This is a genomic window from Nitrincola nitratireducens, assembly GCF_000585235.1.
Lineage (GTDB): Bacteria > Pseudomonadota > Gammaproteobacteria > Pseudomonadales > Balneatricaceae > Nitrincola > Nitrincola alkalisediminis.
The window spans coordinates 1-23,375 of record NZ_AONB01000016.1; the positions used below are offsets into that span (position 1 = coordinate 1).

Sequence of the window (23,375 nt, forward strand, 5' to 3'; positions counted from 1 at the left end):
GGCACGGCGACGGCTTTTCCGTTGCGGCTTCGCCTTCACTACAAAGCCGCGCGTGCTGGCGGCGCTAAATATGTAGGGATAGATTGTGCTAAAGAAATTTTCACTATATTCGGGAATGATTATCCCAGCTTGGCTTTTTCTTGGGGTATTAATTGCAGGGGCAATGAATCCAGGTTATAGCCATATTAATTAAGCAATGAGTGAGCTGGGAGCAGAGGGGTCAGCAACTCATATTATTTCGCCACTAATCAATAATTTTCCTCTAGGTATTCTTTTTATTGCATTTGGTTTGTGCCTGATTTCAGAGCTTAAAAATTCAAAACTCGCAATATTTTCTGGTGCTAACGCCACGGAATCCCCACCGATCACAAAAAGCAAATTCCCTAGATTAAGTGCTGAGCGGCGTTCAACAGGCGGTTATAGCTGCGGCTGCGCCGCCGTATAACCGCTTATTTGTTTTAGTGTATTATGGTATTGAGCGACCAAGGGTGAGTAAGCGCATTATTCACGTTGATTGGTATTAAGTGCGTGATTTACACGCGTGAATATATAACTGAAGAGCCGGATGCGGTAGTTCCGCACGTCCGGATCTGGTGTGGGGGCGGCTCAGTAATGGGTCGTTCTACCACGATTAACACAGAATCAATTCCTTGCTCGCAAATATCAATTGAACTACTATTTGTACATTAAATTGTACTAAATGGAGTTCATTATGAGCCGTATTCACCTTGATCAAGATATTCAGCCTTTGTCTGAGTTCCGTGCTGGCGTTGCATCATTTATCAAACAGATCAATGAAACTCGTCGACCATTAGTTATTACACAACGAGGTAAAGGTGTAGCCGTTGTTCTTGACGTTGCGGAGTATGAAGCAATGCAAGAGAAAATCGAATTACTTGAAGAAATGCGTACTGCAGAAGCTCAATTGGCTGCAGGTTTGGGTGTATCAAACGAAGATGCTCGTTCACAAGTTCTGGGACGCATCATCAAATGAAAGTAGTTTGGTCACCTCTAGCGTTACAAAAACTTGGTGATGCTGCAGAGTTTATTGCTTTGGATAACCCCTCAGCTGCAGAAAAGTGGGTGAATGAAGTGTTCGACAAAACGGAATTGATCGGCTCAATGCCAGAAATGGGCCGCATGGTTCCTGAAATGCCTCATACGAACTACCGTGAAATAATTTTTGGCCATTACCGCATTATTTATAGTTTTGGCCTCGAAATACGTGTTCTAACAGTCCGTAACTGTCGTCAATTGCTCACGGAACATGATGTGTGAAACTGTGTTATAACACATATGAGCCCCTCCGGAGTCAATAGATAAAACCGCTCTTCTGGCCGCGTTAGCGGCCAGTTTGTTATTCATCAGCAAGATAGACTGCTTCATCTGTCATCATGGTCGCCAGGCGATAGCCTGCAACAAACACATATCGGGGCTCTCTTATCTCATGCTCAATGAGCGCCTGCTGATTTCAGCTTCCGTACTGGTAGCAGGGGCACCACGCCTACAAGGATGTAGGCGATAGAGCGACGCAGGAAGCCAAAGCCGGGACATTCATCGGTTAACCTGTTGCTGGCACTATTCAAGGTGACGGGCTTAAAGCCAGTTAGACGTTCAGCTCAGCTTGCCCCGCGACTTAACCAGTTAGGAAACGTTTTTCATCGGACACCTTTTGATTTTTCAGCATGTAGTACACGCAGCGACCAATCTTATGCGCTAGGGCGGAGAGTGCTTTGGCTTTGCTCATGCGTTCTTGTAGTTTTAACAGGTAATTTTTGACTTTGTCGTTACCGCGCAGGTACAGCACAGCAATTTCGCCAAAGGCCCACTTCAGATGCGCATTGCCAATTTTATTGCCTTGGGTGCCGTAAGTTTTACCGGCTGATTCGGCTTTGCATTTAATCAGTCGTGAGTAAGACGCAAATTTTTGGACGGATTCAAATCGATGAATATTGCCAATTTCATAGAGTATGGTTAAGGCTAATATGCGGCCAATACCGGGGATGGTTTGCAGTAAATAAAAGTATGTAGGTTGATGCTGTTTGGCCTGTTTTTCTAATAGCCATTCTATTTGACTTAACTCTCGGTGATAGCACTCTAGAACAGCTATATCTAGATCGATGTTGCGTTGAACAAGTGGGTCATTAAAGGTTTTATTGAGCTGTTCTCTGGCGCAGACATTTTTCAGGTTGAGCAGCGATCTCTTTATGTAATAAGGTTTCACCCTGTTGACAGAGAACACACACATAAAGACTGCGTGCATGCAAATCTATTCCACAATAGTGTTGATGAGTGCTATTGTAAAAGTTCATTGAGTCTTCTCCTTTTTTGGTTTTGTCACCTTTTAGCTTAGTCAATCAGGCTAAGCTGGGGGGAGGGCTCAATTGGGCGTTCAGGCTGTAAAAAACCTCACCATCTATACCTTGATAAGACTTTCAGGAAATGGAGGTTCTGGGATGGCAAAACTCAAGCATTATGACTACAACCAGCATATACTCGTTTTCGGCGCACAAACGGGAATTGGCGGGTGGTGTTGACGACATAGGCTTTGAGATCTGCGCCGTGACGAACGAGGTTGTTCGTAGCGACGAAGAAGTCCCGCTAACGTGTCGAGATTAAGTTTTTCTACAGGTTCGTTAAGCTTTCATACAATTTAATTCTAAGGCGAAGTTAAAGTGAGTAACCCCAAAAGACCAGTCAATATACACAAAGGGTATCATGCTCATGTCTATTTTGATCAAGAAACATTGGATTTTGCCTCTAAGCTTTGTAAAGAAGCAGGAGATAGGTTTGGGATTAAGGTTGGGCGCGTTCATCAGAAGTTAGTTGGGCCTCATACTCAGTGGAGTTGTCAGATTACGTTTAGCCATAAGTCCTTTGATGAATTCATTCCTTGGTTGGATCAGAATAGAGGGACTTTAACTGTGTTGGTTCACGCTTTAACGGGTGATGACCTGGCAGATCATACGAAATATGCCTATTGGCTAGGCGACAGTGTCGAAATAAATTTAGATGGACTAAAAGCTTAACTGTTGGGTATCTTAAAAATGGAGGTTTTATGGATTACAAAAGGTTTTCACCGAGCAAGGATTTAGCCTCCATTGTTAATTTTTACTGGACACTCGAGGTAGCGACTCAAGAGAGCTCAGAAAAGCAAAGAATTGTACCCGATGGTTGTATCGAATTAGCTTTCATATTAGGCGATGACATTAGACGATATACTTCTGAATATGAGTATATAATTCAGCCACGTGCAATGGTGCTGGGACAAACAGTATCCCCCTTCTATATTCAACCGACGGGTTATGTTAATACGTTTTCAGCGAGTTTCTTCCCTCATGGTTTCTCAAACTTCATTTCTATGCCTCTTAAAAATATAAGAAATAAAGAAACATCAATTTACGAACTGTTTGATAATGATGAAGCAGAGGGACTGGAAAGAAATATTATTAAGGCAGTAAATACAGCTGAGAGAATTGAAATACTAGAAGTGTTTCTGTTATCAATACTTAGTCGTCAGCAAACTATTGAGAATGTTGTCAAAGAAACCGTTGATATTCTTTTTTTAAATAATGGAAATATATCCATTAATGGAATTATAAATTCAGATCCCAGCCAGCGACGAAAATTAGAAAGACAGTTCTTGGATATAGTCGGCGTTAGCCCAAAGCAGTTAGGTAAACTTATTCGGTTGCAAGTTGCTTTGCGAAAACTAATCAATCAAGAGGAGAGTTTAACCAATATAGCGCACGAAAGTCATTATTACGATCAATCGCATTTTATAAAAGACTTTAAAGAGTTTACGGGCGTAAAGCCGAGTGATTTTCTGAATGAAAAAAGTACGGCGCTTTCTTCACTGTTCTACAAGTAAACCCCTTTGTCGCTTTTTTACAATTTGTGATGCTGTCCTTTACCTATATTGGAATCCTGGTTGATAAAGTATGTTGGATTGAGAACAGCTCTTCCAATGATTGTGTTGTTGACTCAATGTACGCGTTGTCACACGTAAAGCAATAAGGAGAATACTATGCATAGTTTTGCATCGATTTTTGAGATACCCGCAACAGATTTAAATCGTGCCGTAAAATTCTACAGTAGCATTTTTAATTTAACCATTGAAAGAGTTGATCTTCCAGAGATGAATATGGGTCTGTTCCCCTATGAGGGGCAATCTACGGTGGGGGTGATTGTTCAAGGTGAAGGTTATGTGCCCTCCAGTTCTGGTCTAACACTGTATTTAAATGCAGGTGAAGATCTACAAGTCGTCCTATCCAAAGTAGAGGACAGTGGCGGAAAAATACTTGTATCCAAAACACCCCATGCAGATGAAAGTGGTTTCTTCGCATTGTTTCTAGATACTGAAGGGAATAGACTTGGCTTGCATTCACCCAAATAAGTATATTGGGTACTGTTAGGCTGTCTGGAGGAATCATGATCGAGAGGGTTTTTAGAAGCAGTCGGTTTCTTGTGCTGGTCGCCGTCTTTATTAGTGCAGTATCGTGCTTTCTCCTGTATGCCTCTTCATTAAATATTATCTTCAATATTGTATTGGATTCTGTGCAAAACCTTCCGGCATCGTCGGATTCGGGCAAGAATCTCGCAGTTAGGCTTCTCAAATTATTGGATCTCTTGCTGATTGCAATTACCTTTCAGATTATCTCAGTGAGCCTGTACCGTTTGTTCATTCGTCCTATCTCGATTGGGGACAGTAAGTTCTTGGAAATTCTAGATATTAAAAGTTTTCATGACCTCAAGGTCACGTTAGCTCGGGTCGCCGTTGTGATCCTGATTATTCTGTTTCTTGAACAGGCGGTGGAGGTTGGTGGCACGATCGAGACGTTATACTTTGGTGCGGCGATCGGTATCGTGATTCTGGCGTCGGTGTTTGCTTGGAAGAATATGGGACACTGATTACCCATTGCTTTGCAGCGAGGGTGAATCAATCGTTATTGAGGCAGTCGCACTTCTACGCTTGATATTACAGGCGCTCACCGATTTTAAGGATGGTTTCCCTTAGCCAACGGTGAGCTTGATCAGCATTCATTCTCGGGTGCCAAAACATTGAAATGGCAATATCTGGAGCGGTGAAGGGCAATACAAAGCTATGCATATCCTTGCGAAAGCTCTGCGTGTGTTTGGCTGGAACGGTTGCAATTAAATCCGTAGAGCGGGCCAGCACGACAGCACCAGTATAGCTTCCGACCCATGTTGGAATTTTGAGAGGAAAGTCGCTGCGGTCAAGCATTTTTATAGGGCTTAAACAGGGAGCAGAGTAGTGTACTTCAGGCAGCGGGTATATCATTGTTTGCCAGAGGAGGCTATCGAGAAGATAGCAATGCAGGTGCTGCTGTGTCATGTGAAAGATCATTGATGCTCGGGTTTTTTATAGAGTTGTTAACTTAACTGTAGGAGTCAACATGCATAAGGGGAGCTGTTTGTGTGGGGCCGTTTCATTCCGTTTACGGACTGAGCCTAAAGCGGTATCCAACTGCCATTGTAGAATGTGCCAAAAACAACATGGTGCTGCATTTGCTACCTATGCAAGCCTTCCAAAAGCTGATCTGGAGTATGTGTCGGGTCAAGAACAGCTCACGTCTTATTACTCATCAGAGGGGGTTGTTCGAAAATTCTGTAGTATCTGTGGCTCGAACATTGAGTGGAGTGGCAGCAAAAAGTTTCCAGATTGGGTTTCGATAGCGGTGGCATCACTCGATACCCGCTTTGATCCCAAAAGTGTCAAGGATATTCATTTGGAGTCTAGGGCCTGCTGGTTACAAAAAAACGAAGGCCAAGTGGGTAGTGATTACACCTAATTTAAACAGAATCAATCCAATACAAGTTGCAGTACGGCTTGTATATCGTTGCTCTATTCTGTATTTTCTAAACAAAACCTACAAAAGACTCTAGTTAACATACAAATATAATAGAGTCAAAACGTTGTTAATCGTTAGGTATATTAATACAGGTATGGATGACCTATGCGTAACTGGTTGCTTTTACTCCTTCTGATCCTCGCTTTGCCAACACACGTGCAGGCTGGTCTAGATAAGCTCAGATTCATAACAGAAGAGTATCCGCCCTATAACTATGTACAAAATGGTAAGTTGCAGGGCATCGCTTTAGAGCTTCTTGAGCGTGCATTCGCATTTGAGGGTCGACAGCTGGATCGAGGTAGTGTCGAGATTTTGCCTTGGGCGCGCGGTTATGAAACCGTACTCAATACCCCAAACAGTGTTCTGTTTTCGACGACGCGCACAAGTGCACGTGAAGAATTATTTCATTGGGTGGGCCCGATCTCGGCTGATCGAGTAGTGCTGATGGCACGTAAATCGAGTGCCATTCAGATTGACAGTATAGATGCACTCAATCAATCTAATCTGAGGATCGCCGTTATCCATGAGGACATAGGCGCCCAGCGATTACGAGAGTTAGGGGTGGATCCGTCGCGTATCATCACGGCGCTCAATAACACTACAGCATTGGCGATGTTGGAGGCCAATCGTGTTGATATGTGGGCGTACAGTGAAGATGTGGCGTATTGGCTGATGGACACCCACGGGTATGATCGGAACGCGTTTGAGGACGTGTACATCCTCAATGAAGCCTATCTTTATTTTGCCCTCAATCCCAAGACAGATCCTGAACTGACAGCCAAGTTGCAAACGGCTGTGAATAAAGCGAGCGCTGAGGTGCCATCGCTTAAATTTGTGACAGAAGAGTACCCTCCTACAATTACCTTAATGAAAAAGGTGAAATATGGGGAACGGCAACTCAGTTGCTGAAACGTCTTATCGAGCATAGCGGGCTTGAAGCGGAGTTTCAGTTATTGCCGTGGGCTCGTGCCATTACTGAAGCCGAGATGCGTGAAAACACCTGTGTGTATTCAGCCACTCGCACGCATGAACGAGAACCTTTGTTTAAATGGATTGGCCCTTTGGTGAGCAATCAGTGGGCAGCTTTTTCTTTGGCCTCTTCATCTATTGAAGCTAGCGGTCTGGATGACTTGTCTGGATTGCGTTTAGGTAGTTTCCGTGAAGATGCAGTTGGACGTTATGTACAGGATCAAGGCCACAATTTGATTCTGGCAACCGCAGATCACGAGAACCTTGATCGTTTGAATGCGGATTTAATTGATGTTTGGATCACGGGTGTTGCGGCCGCGAATTACTTAGCTGATCGACACAGCGTTTCGTTAAAAAAACTGTTTGTGTTTAATGAGGTTCCGCTCTATCTAGCGTGCAACAGGTCCCTTTCATCTGATCTACACCAAAAAATGCAAACCACTCTAGATATACTTTTGCAACAGGAGGGTGAGGCGCTAAGCTTAAATCAGTACAACGAGATGAAGGAATGAAACGCACGAATAAGGTTTCCCGACGCCGCAGTTTAACCAGTAAGCAGGCTCTGGCTACTCTGCTGGCTGGACTGATGCTTAGTTTTATTACGGGCTCAATCGAGCTCATCATTGATCTTCGCAACATGCGAGCTGAGGTGCAGAGCCAAACTCAACAAATGCTTAAACTGGTGGGTGCCAGTGCAGCAGAGGCCGCTTTTCAGCTTAATCCAGAGCTGGCCGAGCAGGTGGTGTCGGGTCTTTATTCGGGCGAAACGGTCGCTAAAGTGGAGTTGCGAGACGATTTTGGTCGAGTCATGTATAGCCTTGGGGATGTAGAAGAGACCAACAATCTTTTATACCAATACTTGTTCGGTGATATTTTGCATTACCAAAAACCGCTGGAATATCTGGCGCATGTGAATGACACAGGACGAATGGTCGGAGAGCTTGAGCTGATATTGGCACAGCAAGTATTGGGGCAGGCCTTTTCTCAACGCAGCCTACTCATCTTCTCATTAAGTTTGTTAAAGACACTTGGGATCGTCTTGCTCATGGTTTGGGTGTTTGCGTTTTTGATAACGGGTCCACTGTTACGTGTTTATAATGCACTGCAAACCGTCAATCCTGAAGAGCCTGGAAAATGGCACCGTCCACACCTTAAATACAATAAAGGGGATGAACTGGATCATTTGGTTAAAGGGCTTGATCAACTATTGAGGGCCTTTCAAGACGGCTTGGATCAACGTGATCTCTTGCACACGCTGTCGAGTATTGATGGGTTAACTGGTTTAGCCAATCGACGTCACTTTGATACGCGACTCGGTCAGCTATGGCAAGAGGCCCGAGAGCAGCAACAACCCATAGCCCTGATTTTTATGGATATCGACTACTTTAAGCCCTTTAATGACAATTACGGCCATGCAGCTGGAGATGAGTGTTTGCAGAAAGTAGCCATTGCAATGCTGTCGACAGTCACTAGACCTGATGATCTGGTTGCCCGTTATGGCGGAGAGGAGTTTGTGTGTATCTTACCTGGGACTGATTTGCAGGGAGCCTGTAAGCTGGCTTGCCGGATACAGGAAAGTATTTCCAAACTGAATTTGCCTCATGCCTACTCAAATTGCAGTGATCGAATCACACTGAGTATTGGGGTGGCTTCAGAAACTCCAGAGCTTGATGAAACCGGGCCTGATCGGTTGCTACGCTTAGCGGATGAGCGTCTTTATCTAGCCAAAGCGGCAGGGCGCAACCAGATTGTTCGGCAACACCCCAATCGCGATCTGCCGACGGTGCCACGCTCTAGGGTGTAGCGCGTACGAGTCGATTATGTTAACGTAAACAGCCGTTTGAACTTAAATATGGAACATTTTATGCTTTTCTGGTTGGTGCCGTTTGCGGTTTTAATCCTACTGTATGTTTGGTATGTCACCATCATTTCTAGACGTAACGCTACGTTAGATGCTTTAAGTGGCGTTGATGTACAACTGAAAAAACGCCACGATCTCATTCCAAATGTGTTGGCAATTGCGAAGCGTTTTATGCAGCATGAGCAGCAATTATTGGAAGACATTACGCGGCTTAGATCGGACGCCTTTTCTGCGCTACAAAAAACAGAGCATAACCCCTCAGCGGAAGACGTGAGCACCCATTTTGCGTTAGAGCAGCAATTGCAAGGTGCGATGAGTCGTTTACTGGTGCAGGCTGAAGCTTACCCTGAGCTGACCTCCTCAACACCGATGGTTAATGCCCAGCAGACGTACCTTGAGGTCGAAACCAATATTGCTGCCGCACGTCGTTTTTATAACACATCTGTCCGACGGCTGCGCAATAGCACTGAGATATTTCCAGGTTCGCTCATTGTGAAAATAGTATCGATTGATACCTATCCATTCTTTCAGGCCGATAGCACAGCGCTGCAGCCTGTCGATGCAACATCGCACCTAAATTAATATTTGAGTTTTCTTGAGTGGGCGAGCATATCGGCTCACTCAGAGACTCCTTATCTTGTATTCAGTATTTATCCTATGACCGATAGTAAACATAACGAAGAGATCACGCCTTCTCCTTATAAAAAAGGCAAGACGGCCAACTTATTTTCCATCGCGATAGGCATTGTGGCGACGGCGATAAAGAACTTTGTGCTTTACACCTTGTTACGCAAATCCAAAGAAAACCGTGATAGTGAACTCTATCGTGCCACTCTGCGCACGCTGCAGCAGCAACATCCTCAACGCCTTGCCGAGATCGAATCCCACCGCGAACAGGTTGCTAAACGAAGTTGGCTGGTCAGAAAGATTATTTTGCCGATGATTGCCCTTATCGTTGGGCTACTGACATTGGCCGGAATAGGGATAACGGTTTTGCATTTTATTTTGACATTAAAAATTGATTTGCAGTTACTGGGGATGCTGATACCCGTCTATTTTTGGGCGGTTATGATTGCTGCGGTGATTATCGTGAAAACCTATGCTGACGCCTATAATCAGTATAATGTTCGTTATCGGCAGTTGTTTATTCCTGCATTGGCTGAGAGTTTTGGTGAAGTCAGGTATCAGCAATACGGTTACATTGATTTGGCTAGACTTAAGAATAGCGTGATTCTCCCTGACCATGATTTGATCTATCAGGAGGATTATTTCTCTGGCTTGCATCGAGGCTGTGCCTTTGAATTGGTAGAAGCCGAACTCTACAAAAGAGATCACGGTCGGCAGCGTAACAACAAACGCTTTTCGGGTTTAATCCTTTCTATTGATTTACCTGTTTCATTTAATAGCACTACGTTGGTGCGTAAAAATAGTGTTCTACTGAATGTGCAACGTAAAACGCCAATGCGTTTTAAAAGAGTGCACTTGGAAGACAGTCAATTTCAAAAAACATTTACGGTACACAGCACAGACCAAATTTTAGCGCGAAGCTGGCTGACTCCTGCCGTTATGCAGCGTTTACAGCAACTCGCTAACGTCTTTAACTGTATCGATTTTCAAGCCAGCCTGTATCAGGATAAATTGTTGGTTTTACTGAATACGTCTCAGGATTTCTTACCCCCACCGCCCATTGCGGTCCCATTAAGCGATGGCGCAGTCGGATACGAGTTTGTGGTAGAGGTATCTGCCATGTACGCGTTAATCGAAGCACTCTTGGCACAATTTGCACACACGTCACAACCCTAAGGTTTGAATGCCTTGCGTTGATATCAGCGTAAGGCGTAAAGCGACACAATTAAGACCAGCGTTAACAGCCCAAAAAAAGCAGATAAGTAGCTTTGTATGGTTTTTTCGGCTTGGTTAAGTGTTATTAACGTCGGCAGTGAAAAACTGGGTTTCGTTGCTTGTTCTTCAACACCAACAGCCTTGTGTGGTGTAAGTCGATCCAGTTGCGTTGTGCAGACCTCTTTTAGTTTAATTAACGGGTAAATGATGTCTCCAGCGGGTATTTGAAAACGCGGATAGGCCCCCAAAAAATACACAGCAATCAGTGTGAGCCCAGGCACTAGAAGCAGGCTGGGATAGGCTGACCATTGAGACAATCCCGACGGTAGATCCAGCTCAGGGATGAGCACGCTTGGCCCCAGACCGCAGATGATCACTAAGCCTGCCCATCCCAGGTTCATGCTAAGTGGCAACGCAGAAGGCGTCGGGCTTTTGTTTTTCCACATCAGACTCAGAAAACGAAACATGAGTAAGGTGGTAGCCATAGCACTTAACGTAATACTGGGCAGCAACCAACTAGGCAGACTGTCTTGCTCTAAAACACCTTTGAGGGCGAGTTTCGCTTGAATACCGCTGCCAAACACACCGATCAGCGACAAGGCTGGCACTAAAACACCGAGTACAATGATAAAGAAGGATACGCTGCGGTAGTGATCTTTAAGGCCAACGGATAAAAATAAAGCGCCTTTAGCAATGGCATGATGAAAGGCAAAGACGAGCAGTGTGGGCAGCAAAAAATGCCACATCTCTGGAAGGATGAGTGCCGCACCCAAGGCGCAGGTCATCAAGCCCATTTGACTGATGCTTGAATAGGCAAGAACGGCTTTGGGCAGAGTTTGTAAGAACCCTATACCCCCGGCAACGAAGGCAGCAACAGCCCGACGAATATCATAATCAGTCCCATTGTAGGCAAGGCGACCAGGCCGAATGGCAAGATGGAGAGCCACGCAAACAACCCTGCTTTGATCATCGCGCCACTTAAAACCGCACTGGCTGGCGTGGGGGCAACCGGATGGGCTAAGGGCAACCACATATGTAAAAAAGGCAACCCCGCTTTAACACCAAAGCCCAGCAGTAGACAGGTTAAGGGAAGCCATAGATTTTCGGCCTGAGGTAAATGGGTTTTGAGTTCCGCAAAAATAAGTGTGGAATGGGCAGAGGCCGCACTGGTTAAAAATAATCCAGCCAGAATGAGCATTTCACCGACAACGGCCATCACTAGGTAGATGCGTCCAGCAAATAAGGCATTGTCTTGCCGGGTATGAATGACCAGGCCATAAGCGGAGAAGGTCATCAATGCAAAAAACGTATAAAAGCTGACAATATCTTGGCTGATGAGCAAGCCGAGGTTTCCTGTGAGGGTCATGAGCCACAGCAGCCAAAAGCGGTTCGCATGTTGATCACGTTTTAAGTAGCCAAGACCAAAACAGGCTGAAAAGATCCACAATAAGGCGGTAAAGCGCAGGAACACGTTATGGGTGACATCGGTTCCCCACAGACTGCCCAAAAACAATGACGAGAGTTCTATGCTTTGACTGGGCATAAAGCTTAGCAAGAGTGCAGGCAGTGGCGCTAACATGGCCAAGAAGGGGATCATTGCTCGGCCAGCAGGATGTAAAAATGCCAATAGCAATATCAAAGGCAGACAAGGGTGAATAGCAGCCAGAACTGAAAAAACGTCATGGTTGGTACTCCCGAATGACAATGAGTCGCGCCCAGCTCAGTGGGCTGAGATCTGAGCCGGCAAACAAACCGGCCGCTACACTTAATGCGGCGGTAATTAAGGCTGGAATGAGCAGTAAGGGAATGGTATCACGCCATTGCGTAAAGGACTCATGTGGCCATTGCCCTTGCTGGGGCAAAAACCAGATACGATAGAGCACTGGTAAAAAATACGCAGCATTTAAGAGGCTGCTGCCAATCAGCACCCAAATAACCCAATCCATTCCTGCCGCTAGGGCACCTGTGCCGAGATACCATTTGCTGATAAAACCCGCGACGGGGGGAATGCCGATCATGCCCAGTGCCCCAAGCGTAAACGCCGCGCTGGTCATGGGCATGCGTTTTCCTGTGCCATTGAGTTCGTGTATTTTGTGAATCCCCAAGGTTTCGGCATAGTTGCCGGCACAAAAAAACAGGGTCACTTTCATCAGACCTTGGTGTAAAAGGTGAACCAGTCCTCCAATGGTGCCAAGGGGCCCGATCAGTGTGACCCCCAAGATAATGTAGGAGACTTGGCTGACGGTTGAGAAAGCCAAGCGTTTTTTGATGTCGGTTTGCTGCAAGGCTCGCCATGAGCCATATAAAATCGTAAAGCTGGCTATCAGACTTAAAGGTAAAAGATAGCCTTGTTGCCACGCCAATTCGATGCCAAAAACATCGTAGACAACCCGAATAATGCCAAAAGCGCCTGCTTTGACCACCGCAACCGCATGCAGCAACGCGCTGACTGGAGCGGGTGCAACCATGGCGGTGGGTAACCAACCGTGGAAAGGAAACAAGGCGGCTTTCACGGCCATGCCGCCAATCAGCAGAAGAAAAATAATGGCGCTGGCGATGGGAGACGTGTGGGTGAATTCAGCCATTTGTGCAGTCTGACCAAACGCTAAATCACCGGCAAAAGCATAAAATAAGGCAACCCCCACGAGCAACACGACCCCGCCACTGAGTGTGTAGGCAAGGTAGGTTCGCCCCGCTTTCAGGGACTGGGGTGTGCCGCGATGGACGACAAGGGGGTAGGTTGACAGAGTCAGGAGTTCATAAAAAATAAGAAAAGTGAATAGATTACCCGCAAGCGAAATCCCCATCGTGCTGGCGACACACAGACTAAAATAGCCGAAAAACCGACTGCGGTTGGGGGCGTTTTCCAGATACCCAATCGCGTAGAGGGTGGTGCACAACCACAGAATAGAGGATAGCCCCGCGAACAGCATCGCCAGTGCATCGGCTCTGAGCACTAAGGAGAGCCCTGGAAGGATCTCTAAGGACACCTCAGGTGTCTCCTGTTGTGCGACAAGGCGAATGAGCAGGATGATGAGCCCTATTTTGATGATCGCCGCACCAATATTAATGGTCGAGCGCAGCCGGTGCCGCTCTTCTGGTAACAAAAAAATGACAATCGCCGCTAAAAAAGATGTCATTAGAACCCAGAGTGGTAACAAACTCATAATGTTCATTGTGTCACCACTGAGTGTGGTGGCAGCAAATCCAGCACAAGCATCGATGCAAACCCGAGCAAAATACTTAACACCGATAAACTCAGTGCCGACCATTCAAGAAGGGGAGAGGGTTGTTTAAACCGGTCGCCGCCTTCAACCTCTTGGTAGGTATATGAAAAAACACGAAAAATGTAGGCGGCTGAGAGAAGGCTGCCGAGTAGGATCACAAGAACCCACTGCCATTGGGACTGTAGCATCGCACTTTGAATGATGAGCCATTTGCCATTGAAACCACCGCTCGGTGGCAGCCCCATGATACTGACGCCTGCTAAACCAAATGCAAAGATATTCAAGGGACGGTAGCGACTTAACCCAGCGAGGGAGTGAAGATCCTTTTGCCCAGTGCAGAAGAGTAAATTACCTGCAGCCAGAAACATCCCTGCTTTTGCCAGCGCATGGGCAAGTAACATTAATATCCCCCCTTGAAAGGCCAAGTGGCTGGCATGAGGATTAGTGTCGGAGAGCAATGGAAAAATCAGCATGAAATAGCCAATCTGTGCCAGAGTTGAGTAAGCGACCACTAACTTAAGATGGGTTTGATGCAATGCCATCCATCCTCCCCACAATATGGCCGCGCTGCCTAAAATACCCATCAACAGACCAGCACTTGTGGGGGCAGAATCCAAGGAGAGTTCTGTCCACAAGCGTAAAACGATGTAAAAAGAGGCTTTGATGACTAAGGCGGACAGTAAGGCGCTGACGGGCGTTAATGCCCCGCCATGGGCAGGCGGAAGCCAGCTGTGCATCGGAAATACGGCAGTTTTCATCAGTAAACCGATAAACATGAAGCCCAAGGCCACAGAGGAGGAAAGCGTCAGTGAAAAGTGCTGGCTTAACTCCACTAACGACAAGGTTCCGTAAGTGGCGTAGAGCAGTGCAACCCCCAGCAGGTAACCGATTGAACCCAAGAGTGCCGCAAATAAATAGCGGAGGGCTGCGGCCAAGGAAAGAACGTCTCGACTGAGTGCAACCAGGCCAACGGCTGCTAAACTTAAAAGTTCTAAGCCCACGTATAAATTAAAGAGGTCTGAACTGAGCCATATGCTGTTCAGCGCCACCCAGAGAAACCAGAAAAATGGCCAGAATAATTTCAGCTGTGCTGGACGCAGATACACATAGGCATAAAGTGCACAGATGCTGGCAACAATGGCACTCATTAATGAAAAGATGAGGGCAAGGCCATCGATTCTGAGTTCAATACCCAATGGCGCTGGCCAGTTACCCATGGCTTCGTTAAACATGCCTTGGCTGTAAAATTGAAGGAGCAACAGGGCGTTATTTAGCAGCAAGGCTAGAATGAGGGCAAATGACATCAGGGTACGCCAGCGCTGCGACAGTGCCAGCGACACCAAGGCGCCTAACAGAGGAAACACGACGAGTCCAGCCATAGGAAAGTGGACCATTATGAAGGCCCCTGATCTTCAGGAAGTGTGGCGTGCTGGGTCAACGCTGCCCAGCGTCGAATTAAGACCAGTGCTAAAGCGGTTGCGGCAACGGCCACGACAATTCCGGTGAGCACTAAGCTTGCGGAATGTAATCCGCTTCTCCACGGCCACTTTGGGACAGTCCAACGAGAATCAAAAATGTGCCACTGCCCAGTAAATTAAAGGCGATCAGGCGTCGTAACAAATGCGTGTGCAATATGAAGCCGAACACACCAATACCGCACAAACCGACGCCTCCATATGCGAATATCAAATAACTGCTCATGGCGAATCCTTCTTTTGAAGCGGTGAGCTTTGAGACAGAAGAAACATACTAAATAAAATCCATCCAATTGAAAGCGTTAGGCCAAGTTCGATCAATAAAATGAAGATGCCAGCCTGTGAGTCTGGGTAGGTTAAGAAGGGTTGGCCATACAATAGCGGCATGCTGCCCACCAGCACAAAGAGGGCCAGACCAAAGATCCAGCCCCCTTTAAGATAGATGTCATTCTGAGCGAGTTGAGTTTTAAGACCGACCAAATAAAACAAGACGAATGCTGCGGCTAATACGGCACCGGCTTGGAAGGCACCACCAGGTTGTGCTGCACCGGCCCAGAGTAAGTACATACTGACCAAAAAGATCATGGGGAAAAACAGTTTTAAGCAGGCATGAAGCAAGGGGTTCGGCAAATATTCGTTAACGACGGGGTGCTCATCGGACTGCCGCAGAGTAACGGCCACTAACGCAGCTAGCACTAACACAGCCACTTCCAGCAATGTGTCGTAACTGCGGAAGTTGAGCAGTATGGCTGTAATTGGGTGGGTGACCCCTGAGTTTGTGAGATTCTCGCTGACCTGCAGATCAAGCGCAACGGCCGGGGCCAAGGGTTCGCTGATGGCCAATGCGAGCAGAAGTATGACGCCTGCCCCAGAAATAAGCGCAAGCCAAAAACGTGGTTGTTTCAACTGTTGCAATTGCGGCGGGGTGTTCGAGGTCGCGCGCAAATGTGCGAGAGCATCCAATAGCAAAATGCCCGTAATGCCAGCTCCAATCGCGGCTTCGGCTAAGGCAATGTCGGGTGCATCTAAGCGTATCCACACCAGTGCGAGAATCAGCCCCAATAAAATAAAGAACATGACCGCGCGAAACAGGCTTTGGGTAAATAAACTGAGGCTTGCTAAGCCAAGAAGGATGCAAACGAGCGTCAAGTCGATCAGTTCATTCATCTTCTGACTCCAAGTGACGTTCAGTTTCACTGGGTTGGCACAAGGGAATGCACTGTTCATCCGCTTCCCATGCGACCAAATGGCCACTCAGGGCGCTTGCAATCATGACCAGTCCCCAAATCAAAAGCAGTTTTAGGGCCAGCGCGACCGATTCGACATTCAGAATCAGTGCCAACACAATGAGACCTAACCCAAGGTTATCGGCCTTGGTCAAAGCATGAATGCGTGTGTAGGTATCAGGAAAACGAATCAGTCCCAGTGAGCCGATGCAAAACATGAGGGCGCCCGCAATCAACAAAAAACTCTGCAGTATTGCCAGTAAGCTCATACTAGGAGTCCTTTTTTTCTTGACTGAATCCCCAAACACGTCCGACGAACGCAATGGCGACGAGCATGGCGAGTAAGGCCAGAACTAAGGCTGTGTCGCGTGCTGCGGGTTGGTTTTGCAACTCAGCAAAAATCAGTAACACGGCAACGCCAGTAGAGCCCGTGAGTTGAGCGGCCATGATGCGATCTGCCATTCTGGGCCCACGCCAAATCCGAAACACCCCCATCAATAATGAGATGAGCAAAATTACCAGTGTTACGGAGTACAGACTGTTCATTTTGTAACCCTTAATGAGGCGGTTGTGTTAATGAAAAGGCACGCGCTATATGGTTTTCTAAACGAAGAAGCTCGGGCTGAATTTTATCTGGCGTATCTAAACAGTGAATTTTCAAGCCTTTTTGAGTCGTTCTGACGCTGAGAGTTCCTGGCAAGAGACTCATGGTGATCATAAACAGCCATAAGGGCAATCCGGTGAGCTGGGTTGTAAAGTCGGTCATGCAAGAGCATACCGGAAGCCTTCGATCCAATGTGCGTCGAGCGATATCGATACCTGCAATCAGCGATGCATACAGAAAGTAGCCAGCAAACCTGAGCAGTCCAAGAGGGTGTATTCGATAAGGCGAGGGTGGATAGACTCGCAGACTGACTAGGCTGCAAATTAACACGCTTGGAAGGCCGATCATCCAACTTGAGGCGTCTCCTTCACTGATGATCCACCAGAATAGGCCGCCGACCAAACTGCGCACAATAAACGAGGAGGGGGTAAACCCTCTTGCTAAGTGGTTCATCATCGCTCGATACACTCCGTTATTTAAAAGCCGCGCAATAGTCTTGAGGTGTATTGGCGGGTGTAAACCAAAGGATATCAGCACTTAGTTGAGCGAGGGGAAATCCCGGATAGGGTACAGGCAAATAGGTTTGAGCCGTTGTGGACTCACTCAACGCACTGAGCAATACCACCTTAACAGGTATCGAGGCAGGCATCCATCTAGGCACCCCAAGGTCGCGATGAGCATGAATCGCTCCCGCAATGAACACATTGACCTTGTCTTTGTCGTGATACTGGGCCAAGCGTTGCGCCATATGTTGATCCCGAGCCAGTTGAACCTGCAGCATATTATCGAGGTGTTCTCGTGGAAGCTGTTCGCAATGACTGCTAAACAGAAGCGCTTTCATGAACTCGCTATGCGCATGATCCAGGATGCCTTCCGGTGCGCCTGTTTGATAGGCCTTGCGTTGTGTATCTCTGGGTAAGTCGGCCCCCACGACTCTACCTGCATGATCTAGAGCCGCGCGAACTTGTGCTTCGTAACGACTCCATCCCCAGCCTTGATTCCACCCCAAGTCCTCAGGTGTGACGTACTGTCCTCGACCTAGCCAAGTGTCGAGTTCGGGTTGTATTTCAGAGGTGGCCATTTCAAACGCAACGCTGCCTAAGCGTGATTGCGCGGCAAGCGCTTCGATCAGTTGGGTTTGAAGTTGGTGATGGTCAGGGTTGTCGTGCAGTTCACCCACGAGCAACCAGCTGCCAAGCGGCAGGCGATCGATCAGCTCATCAAGATCGGTAAACTGATTATCCGCGCTGTACCAAAGTTGCCCCACCAATGGATGAGATTGATGCTCGGGGGCTAGCCATTGTGCCCCGATTGGAAGGCTCGCCAGCAAGAGCGAGAGGCAAGCTGCATTGAGTAGGCGATACATCATGAGTTGCGCTGCGTAGTTTTGACATCAAGATAGTCGCGCTGAATCACCGTTTCCAGCGCATTGACTGCCGCAACCAGCTCATCAAAGGTTTCACGGCAATTGCGAAGTTGTTTGATTTGATCGGCGGAGGGAACGCTGTTGGGTGATAAACTGGCGATATCGAGCAGCTCGCTGATGTAAGCGGCACGGGTATGCGCTACCATGGACAACAACGGTTTGAGGTCTTCAAGGCTCAGCTCTGGAATGACGGGATTAATAATCTCGCGATTTATTTCACGACGATACTTTTCAAGTTCGAGCAATAAACGATTATTTGTAACAGCCATGATCTTTCCTCAATTGGGTGAATACCTTTATTATGGTATCAGGGTTGTAATTGTGAAGCCTCTTTATTGATTTTTACGGAAAAAATTTGCACTGATCGGAATTATTAATGGCGATTGAAACCACTTTCAACGGTGAAACTGAGCGTTTACCCTTACGAAATTTTAGCGAAAAAGCCTATCTGGACTATTCGATGTACGTGATTTTGGATCGTGCATTGCCCCATATTGGCGATGGCATGAAGCCTGTTCAACGGCGAATTGTCTACGCCATGTCTGAGCTGGGACTTAAAGCCACCGCAAAATATAAAAAGTCAGCGCGTACCGTGGGTGATGTCTTAGGTAAGTTTCATCCGCACGGCGATTCAGCCTGTTATGAAGCCATGGTGCTGATGGCACAGCCGTTTAGTTACCGCTACCCTCTTGTCGATGGGCAAGGCAACTGGGGATCGCCAGACGATCCCAAGTCCTTTGCCGCAATGCGTTACACGGAATCGCGCTTAGCGCCTTACGCTGAGGTATTGCTGAAAGAGTTGGGATTGGGAACGGTGAATTGGCAGCCCAATTTTGACGGTACCCTGGATGAGCCTGAGGTGTTGCCCGCTCGCTTGCCGAACATTCTCTTGAATGGTGGGACGGGGATCGCGGTTGGTATGGCCACGGATATTCCACCGCACAACCTGCGCGAAGTGGCGAGTGCCTGTATTCATTTGCTGGATTTTCCAGAGGCCAGTGTCACGGATCTGTCTCAGTTTGTTTTAGCGCCGGATATGCCAACAGAAGCCGAAATCATTACGCCGAAAGCCGAGTTGCGCAAGCTCTACGAGACGGGGCGTGGCTCTGTCAAAATGCGTGCTGTGTATACGCGTGAAGACGGTGATATTGTTATTACGGCATTACCCTACCAAGTATCGGGTGCGAAGGTACTTGAGCAAATTGCAGCGCAAATGCAGCAAAAAAAGTTGCCGATGGTCAGTGATTTGCGTGATGAGTCGGATCACGAAAATCCAACACGTTTGGTCATCATTCCACGCTCAAATCGAGTTGATGCCGAGCAGTTGATGGCACACTTGTTCGCCTCCACCGATCTTGAGCGCAGTTATCGCGTCAATATGAATATGATTGGCGTGGATGGCCGTCCACAAGTCAAAGATCTGCGTAAGATCTTGGTTGAGTGGCTAGGCTGGCGTACCGAAGTGGTGCGGCGTCGATTGCAGCATCGCTTGCAAAAAGTATTGGACCGTTTGCATATTTTAGAAGGTTTGTTAGTTGCGTACCTGAATATCGACGAAGTCATTCGGATTATTCGGGAAGAAGACAATCCTAAGCAAGAAATGGTCGCTCGTTTTGGCATTTCAGAGATCCAAGCCGATGCGATTCTGGATTTAAAACTCCGTCATTTGGCGCGTTTGGAAGAGTTTAAAATTCGTTCCGAACAAGATGAGCTGGCGGCTGAGCGCAAATACCTTGAGGATACCTTGGGTTCGTCTGAGTTGATGCGTCAGTTGATTCGTAAAGAAATTGAAGAAGCGGCGGTTGAGTTCGGTGATGCACGTCGCTCGCCTTTGGTTGAGCGTGAAGAGGCACAAGCCTTTAGCGAAAAAGACCTGTTGTCATCCGATCCGGTGACGGTCGTTTTATCAAAGCAAGGCTGGATTCGAGCAGCGAGAGGCCATGATATTGATGCGTCGGGACTCAGCTATAAGTCTGGAGATGGATTTAAATTGGCCTGCGCAGGGCGTATGAATCAGCCCACCCTGTTGTTGGATTCGACGGGTCGCAGTTATACGCTGGATACGCACACACTGCCATCCGCACGAGGTCAAGGAGAGCCAGTGACGGGTAAGCTGACCTTGCCAAAAGGCGCCAGTATCGATGCACTACTATGTGCATCGGAGGCGGAGCGTGTCTTGTTAGCTTCAGATGCAGGGTATGGTTTTGTGACTCGTGTCTCAGATTTGACCAGCAAAACGAAGAACGGTAAAGCCGCACTCAGTTTGCCGACCAATGCGAAAGTGCTGCCGCCTGTGGTGGTCAAGCAGCCTGAGTCGGATCTATTGGCGGCGGTGACGAACGAAGGGCGTATGCTGGTGTTTCCTGTGTCTGAATTGCCTGAATTGGCGAAAGGGAAAGGCAATAAGATCTTAAATATTCCTTCGGCGAAAGCAGTTCAGGTGAAGAGTTGCTCGTTGCATTAACGGTATTGCCTGTAGATGCAACGCTCGTGGTAAATGCAGGGCGTCAGCATCTTAAGCTGAAAGGTGAGGATCTGCAGCATTATCAAGGCGAGCGCGGTCGTCGTGGCAATAAATTACCCAGAGGCTATCAGCGTGTGGATAGTTTAATGGTGATTCAAGACGCGTCTGACAAAGAGTCAGAGAGCAGTAGCGAGTAATCTGGAAGTGTTTTTCCCGCCACCACCGATTCTGCATTGCGTCGGTGGTGGCCGGAGAGTTGTTTATACAAGCTTACTTAATAAGTGTTTGGCTTGTTTTTCAAGTAGATCGTGATACGAAGTTCCAACTTGCAAAATCAATACCTTATCTTCGTTTTCACGACGGATATTGGCCCCATCTAATAACGACCGCTTTAGCTCTGGTGCTTCCGTGAGCGCGGTGTGACTGATTAAATCATTGCTATGTGTGTTGCGTGTTAAAAAGCGGGCTTCTTCGAGTAGACGGTCTTGTTTGTCATGACGCCCTCGGACAAGTGCCATATGGAGATTCATGACCGGCTGGAAGTACCGAATCCGACTCTGATTATAGTGCTTGTATAAATGCGTAAAGAGCATTGCTGCGCACACTGCATTTACACCGTGCGTGTCATCCTCTTGGGCTTCGTCAAAGTGCAGAAGCAAATCACCATTTTTACACTCGGACACTTCGGCGTTATAGATGGCGGCAACGGAGTTGGCCAGCTCTTGGTAGGCGCCGATGAGCTGCGCGCGCTCTTCTTCATCAACGTATTCAGCATGAGCGCTCGTGGTGTCGATTAGCATCAAATAGGCAGCTTCTTTAGCATCTAATACAAGTTCAAGATCTTGCTCAAATGCATAAATATTAGGCGTGGTCTCTTCTCGGCTTGCGCTGAGAGGGTTGTTTGGCATCGAAAAGTGAGGCTCATCCTCATCATCGCGTATGGCTCTGCCAAAGCTTTCTTCTAATTCAAAGCCATCATCAGGATCCGAGCCGCGTTGGAAATGCTCATGAGTGTGCAACATGGCGACCTTAGGATTAAATTCTGGAATCACACGATGCTTTGGCTCAGGCTTGAGCAGCGAGACGAGTTCATGATCATTGAGCTCTTGCTTGTGCGAGGCGCGCATTCCCATATTCGAAGACGTAGCTTCGTTATGATGTGGGTAGAGTAAGGGTGGCTCAGGTGCATCGTCTAAATGCGTTGAGATGGATGGGATCTCATCCTCTACAAATCTCGCTCGTTGTGGTGGAGTCTGTTTGGTCTGAGATCGACGTATTGAGTCTGCGAGAGGTCGGGCACTGGTTGCATATTCGTTGACATCGGCAAAGACTTGACGGGTATCCGCAGGTGTTAAATGACTAGGCGGGTGGCGGTCATGAGCCTGAATGGGTGCTTCTTGCGCTCGTTGCGTTGGCTCAGTCGGGACCTGTGCAGATGTGCTGTAATGGTGTCTTTCAGTTGGTGTCTCTAGAGGCGAACTGTAATGGGGTTTTTCAGTCGGCGCCTGTAGAGGGGTACTATTATGGGGTCTTTCAACCGGTGTCTGAACAGGTGCGCTGTTATAGGCTCTTTCAGAAAGGGGTTCAGTTGCCCTTTCCGTGGCTCTTTCCGGCATCCGCTCAGGCACTGTTTCTGCTGCTCTTTCAGGAAGTGTATCAGTCTTACTGAATGCCGCTTGTGGGATCGCATCTGATTTTAGATCAACAGGTGCACGCAGTAATTCATCTAAATTGATTTCAGGCAAGCTATCGCTCTGATTTTGCTCTTTCATGGCATTGCTAAGGGCTGCATCAAAACGGCTTTTGGTTTCCTTCACACGGTTAACCGCGCGCTCAGGACGGCTTGAGATGCTTAACCACAAGGAAAACAGCGTCAACAAAAAAGTACCCGCTGCCCCTGCGAGCATGAGTTTGTGTTGGCGCTCAATGATGGCGTGTATAGGCGTTACATCACTCCAGATACTCAGCTTGCCAAGTATTTCATTGGCACCTGTTAGCTCAACACTGAACACCGCCCCTTGGGCGTCTCCCGCCATCCCGAGCCGCAAACCGGATGGGTCAGTGAGTTCCATCCCTGTCACCATCGGCTGTGAACTGAGTTCGTTCAAAATATAGTTGAGGCTGACGCGATCATCATTCAGCAAAAAGGGTTGGATTAAGACCCCGGCACTGCGCGCCAATGACTGGCTTAATTCTGATGCATTACGCTCAGACATGAGTTGGCTATCTGTTTTTAACAAAATAGCGGTAAGAACAATGCCTGCAAGCATAATAATAGCGGTGACAAACAGGGCTCTAAAGCTGCTGTTACCTTTGGGTGTTTCCTTGTCTGAGTCTACGGTGCTCATGTGATGCTTAATCCGCAATAAGAGATCAACTTGTAAGAGTAAATATGATACCAGTTACCT

25 protein-coding genes and 3 pseudogenes are annotated in these 23,375 nt (G+C 47.4%); 15 read left to right on the forward strand and 13 right to left on the reverse strand.

Annotated elements, in window-relative coordinates:
* The 4 genes from D791_RS21055 to D791_RS13040 form a co-directional block, all read left to right on the forward strand.
* A partial coding sequence (locus D791_RS21055) for a hypothetical protein (protein WP_036512446.1) occupies positions 1-180 on the forward strand: 180 nt, incomplete at its 5' end.
* Between the two features lie 16 nt (positions 181-196).
* Positions 197-445: a hypothetical protein gene (locus D791_RS20075; protein WP_157682359.1), complete on the forward strand. Its 249-nt coding sequence runs from the start codon at positions 197-199 to the stop codon at positions 443-445.
* A 267-nt stretch (positions 446-712) separates the two neighbouring features.
* Positions 713-994: a type II toxin-antitoxin system Phd/YefM family antitoxin gene (locus D791_RS13035; protein ID WP_000086650.1), complete on the forward strand. Its 282-nt coding sequence runs from the start codon at positions 713-715 to the stop codon at positions 992-994.
* The gene (locus tag D791_RS13040; protein ID WP_036512451.1) at positions 991-1,278 is read left to right on the forward strand and encodes a type II toxin-antitoxin system RelE/ParE family toxin; all 288 of its coding nucleotides are present in this window, start codon (positions 991-993) and stop codon (positions 1,276-1,278) included. Before D791_RS13035 ends, D791_RS13040 begins: the two co-directional genes overlap by 4 nt.
* A 358-nt stretch (positions 1,279-1,636) precedes the next feature.
* Here D791_RS13040 and D791_RS13045 read toward each other — a convergent pair.
* Positions 1,637-2,197: pseudogene (locus tag D791_RS13045) on the reverse strand (transposase); the annotation flags it as partial.
* 478 nt (positions 2,198-2,675) lie between these two features.
* Here D791_RS13045 and D791_RS13050 point away from each other — a divergent pair.
* The 4 genes from D791_RS13050 to D791_RS13065 all read left to right on the forward strand — a co-directional run bounded on the left by D791_RS13050 (position 2,676) and on the right by D791_RS13065 (position 4,911).
* Positions 2,676-3,029 carry a DOPA 4,5-dioxygenase family protein gene (locus D791_RS13050; RefSeq protein WP_036512454.1) on the forward strand — a complete coding sequence of 118 codons (354 nt, stop codon included), beginning with the start codon at positions 2,676-2,678 and terminating at the stop codon, positions 3,027-3,029.
* 29 nt (positions 3,030-3,058) lie between these two features.
* Positions 3,059-3,871: a helix-turn-helix domain-containing protein gene (locus D791_RS13055; RefSeq protein WP_036512457.1), complete on the forward strand. Its 813-nt coding sequence runs from the start codon at positions 3,059-3,061 to the stop codon at positions 3,869-3,871.
* 156 nt (positions 3,872-4,027) lie between these two features.
* Entirely contained in the window at positions 4,028-4,396 is a 369-nt protein-coding gene (locus D791_RS13060; protein ID WP_036512460.1) for a VOC family protein, read from the forward strand.
* Positions 4,397-4,431: 35 nt separating this feature from the next.
* Positions 4,432-4,911 (forward strand): YqhA family protein, encoded by a 480-nt coding sequence (locus D791_RS13065; protein WP_036512462.1) that lies wholly within the window; start codon positions 4,432-4,434, stop codon positions 4,909-4,911.
* 67 nt (positions 4,912-4,978) lie between these two features.
* Here D791_RS13065 and D791_RS13070 read toward each other — a convergent pair whose 3' ends face one another.
* Complete coding sequence (locus D791_RS13070; protein WP_036512464.1) at positions 4,979-5,356, reverse strand: type 2 periplasmic-binding domain-containing protein; 378 nt, start codon at positions 5,354-5,356, stop codon at positions 4,979-4,981.
* Between the two features lie 61 nt (positions 5,357-5,417).
* Here D791_RS13070 and D791_RS13075 point away from each other — a divergent pair, with 61 nt between their 5' ends.
* The 6 genes from D791_RS13075 (at position 5,418) to D791_RS13100 (ending at position 10,506) form a co-directional block, all read left to right on the forward strand.
* Positions 5,418-5,813, forward strand: a complete 396-nt coding sequence (locus D791_RS13075; protein ID WP_036512467.1) for a GFA family protein — start codon at positions 5,418-5,420, stop codon at positions 5,811-5,813.
* A 165-nt stretch (positions 5,814-5,978) separates the two neighbouring features.
* Entirely contained in the window at positions 5,979-6,782 is an 804-nt protein-coding gene (locus tag D791_RS13080; RefSeq protein ID WP_051514517.1) for a substrate-binding periplasmic protein, read from the forward strand.
* Positions 6,755-7,354 carry a substrate-binding periplasmic protein gene (locus D791_RS13085; RefSeq protein WP_337588655.1) on the forward strand — a complete coding sequence of 200 codons (600 nt, stop codon included), beginning with the start codon at positions 6,755-6,757 and terminating at the stop codon, positions 7,352-7,354. Before D791_RS13080 ends, D791_RS13085 begins: the two co-directional genes overlap by 28 nt.
* Positions 7,351-8,646: a GGDEF domain-containing protein gene (locus D791_RS13090; protein ID WP_051514519.1), complete on the forward strand. Its 1,296-nt coding sequence runs from the start codon at positions 7,351-7,353 to the stop codon at positions 8,644-8,646. Before D791_RS13085 ends, D791_RS13090 begins: the two co-directional genes overlap by 4 nt.
* A gap of 60 nt (positions 8,647-8,706) precedes the next feature.
* Entirely contained in the window at positions 8,707-9,285 is a 579-nt protein-coding gene (locus tag D791_RS13095; RefSeq protein ID WP_051514520.1) for a LemA family protein, read from the forward strand.
* Positions 9,286-9,360: 75 nt separating this feature from the next.
* Entirely contained in the window at positions 9,361-10,506 is a 1,146-nt protein-coding gene (locus D791_RS13100; protein ID WP_036512473.1) for a DUF3137 domain-containing protein, read from the forward strand.
* 23 nt (positions 10,507-10,529) lie between these two features.
* Here the strand turns inward: D791_RS13100 and D791_RS22045 are convergent.
* The 10 genes and pseudogenes from D791_RS22045 to D791_RS13150 form a co-directional block, all read right to left on the reverse strand.
* Positions 10,530-12,142: pseudogene (locus tag D791_RS22045) on the reverse strand (complex I subunit 5 family protein).
* 82 nt (positions 12,143-12,224) lie between these two features.
* On the reverse strand, positions 12,225-13,721 hold the full coding sequence (locus tag D791_RS13110) for a complex I subunit 5 family protein (RefSeq protein ID WP_036512476.1): 1,497 nt from the start codon (positions 13,719-13,721) through the stop codon (positions 12,225-12,227).
* Positions 13,718-15,166, reverse strand: a complete 1,449-nt coding sequence (locus tag D791_RS13115; protein WP_036512479.1) for a complex I subunit 5 family protein — start codon at positions 15,164-15,166, stop codon at positions 13,718-13,720. Before D791_RS13115 ends, D791_RS13110 begins: the two co-directional genes overlap by 4 nt.
* A 115-nt stretch (positions 15,167-15,281) precedes the next feature.
* Positions 15,282-15,473 (reverse strand): NADH-quinone oxidoreductase subunit K, encoded by a 192-nt coding sequence (locus D791_RS20425; RefSeq protein WP_202806877.1) that lies wholly within the window; start codon positions 15,471-15,473, stop codon positions 15,282-15,284.
* Positions 15,470-16,414 carry an MnhB domain-containing protein gene (locus tag D791_RS13125; protein ID WP_036512482.1) on the reverse strand — a complete coding sequence of 315 codons (945 nt, stop codon included), beginning with the start codon at positions 16,412-16,414 and terminating at the stop codon, positions 15,470-15,472. Before D791_RS13125 ends, D791_RS20425 begins: the two co-directional genes overlap by 4 nt.
* Positions 16,407-16,742, reverse strand: a complete 336-nt coding sequence (locus tag D791_RS13130; RefSeq protein ID WP_036512485.1) for a cation:proton antiporter — start codon at positions 16,740-16,742, stop codon at positions 16,407-16,409. Before D791_RS13130 ends, D791_RS13125 begins: the two co-directional genes overlap by 8 nt.
* A 1-nt stretch (position 16,743) precedes the next feature.
* Positions 16,744-17,019, reverse strand: a complete 276-nt coding sequence (locus D791_RS13135; protein ID WP_036512488.1) for an MrpF/PhaF family protein — start codon at positions 17,017-17,019, stop codon at positions 16,744-16,746.
* Between the two features lie 10 nt (positions 17,020-17,029).
* Positions 17,030-17,533, reverse strand: coding sequence for a Na+/H+ antiporter subunit E (locus D791_RS13140; protein WP_051514523.1), 504 nt, complete (start codon positions 17,531-17,533; stop codon positions 17,030-17,032).
* 16 nt (positions 17,534-17,549) lie between these two features.
* A complete protein-coding gene (locus D791_RS13145) occupies positions 17,550-18,446 on the reverse strand; it encodes a ChaN family lipoprotein (RefSeq protein ID WP_036512491.1) in 897 nt (298 codons plus the stop codon).
* Positions 18,443-18,772: a hypothetical protein gene (locus D791_RS13150; protein ID WP_036512494.1), complete on the reverse strand. Its 330-nt coding sequence runs from the start codon at positions 18,770-18,772 to the stop codon at positions 18,443-18,445. Before D791_RS13150 ends, D791_RS13145 begins: the two co-directional genes overlap by 4 nt.
* Positions 18,773-18,879: 107 nt before the next feature.
* Between D791_RS13150 and parC the strand changes: the two are divergent.
* Positions 18,880-21,164, forward strand: a pseudogene (gene parC, locus D791_RS13155) (DNA topoisomerase IV subunit A).
* 63 nt (positions 21,165-21,227) lie between these two features.
* On the opposite strand, the gene D791_RS19110 reads toward parC, so the two are convergent.
* Positions 21,228-23,315 (reverse strand): hypothetical protein, encoded by a 2,088-nt coding sequence (locus D791_RS19110; RefSeq protein ID WP_051514524.1) that lies wholly within the window; start codon positions 23,313-23,315, stop codon positions 21,228-21,230.
* Between the last annotated feature and the right edge of the window lie 60 nt (positions 23,316-23,375).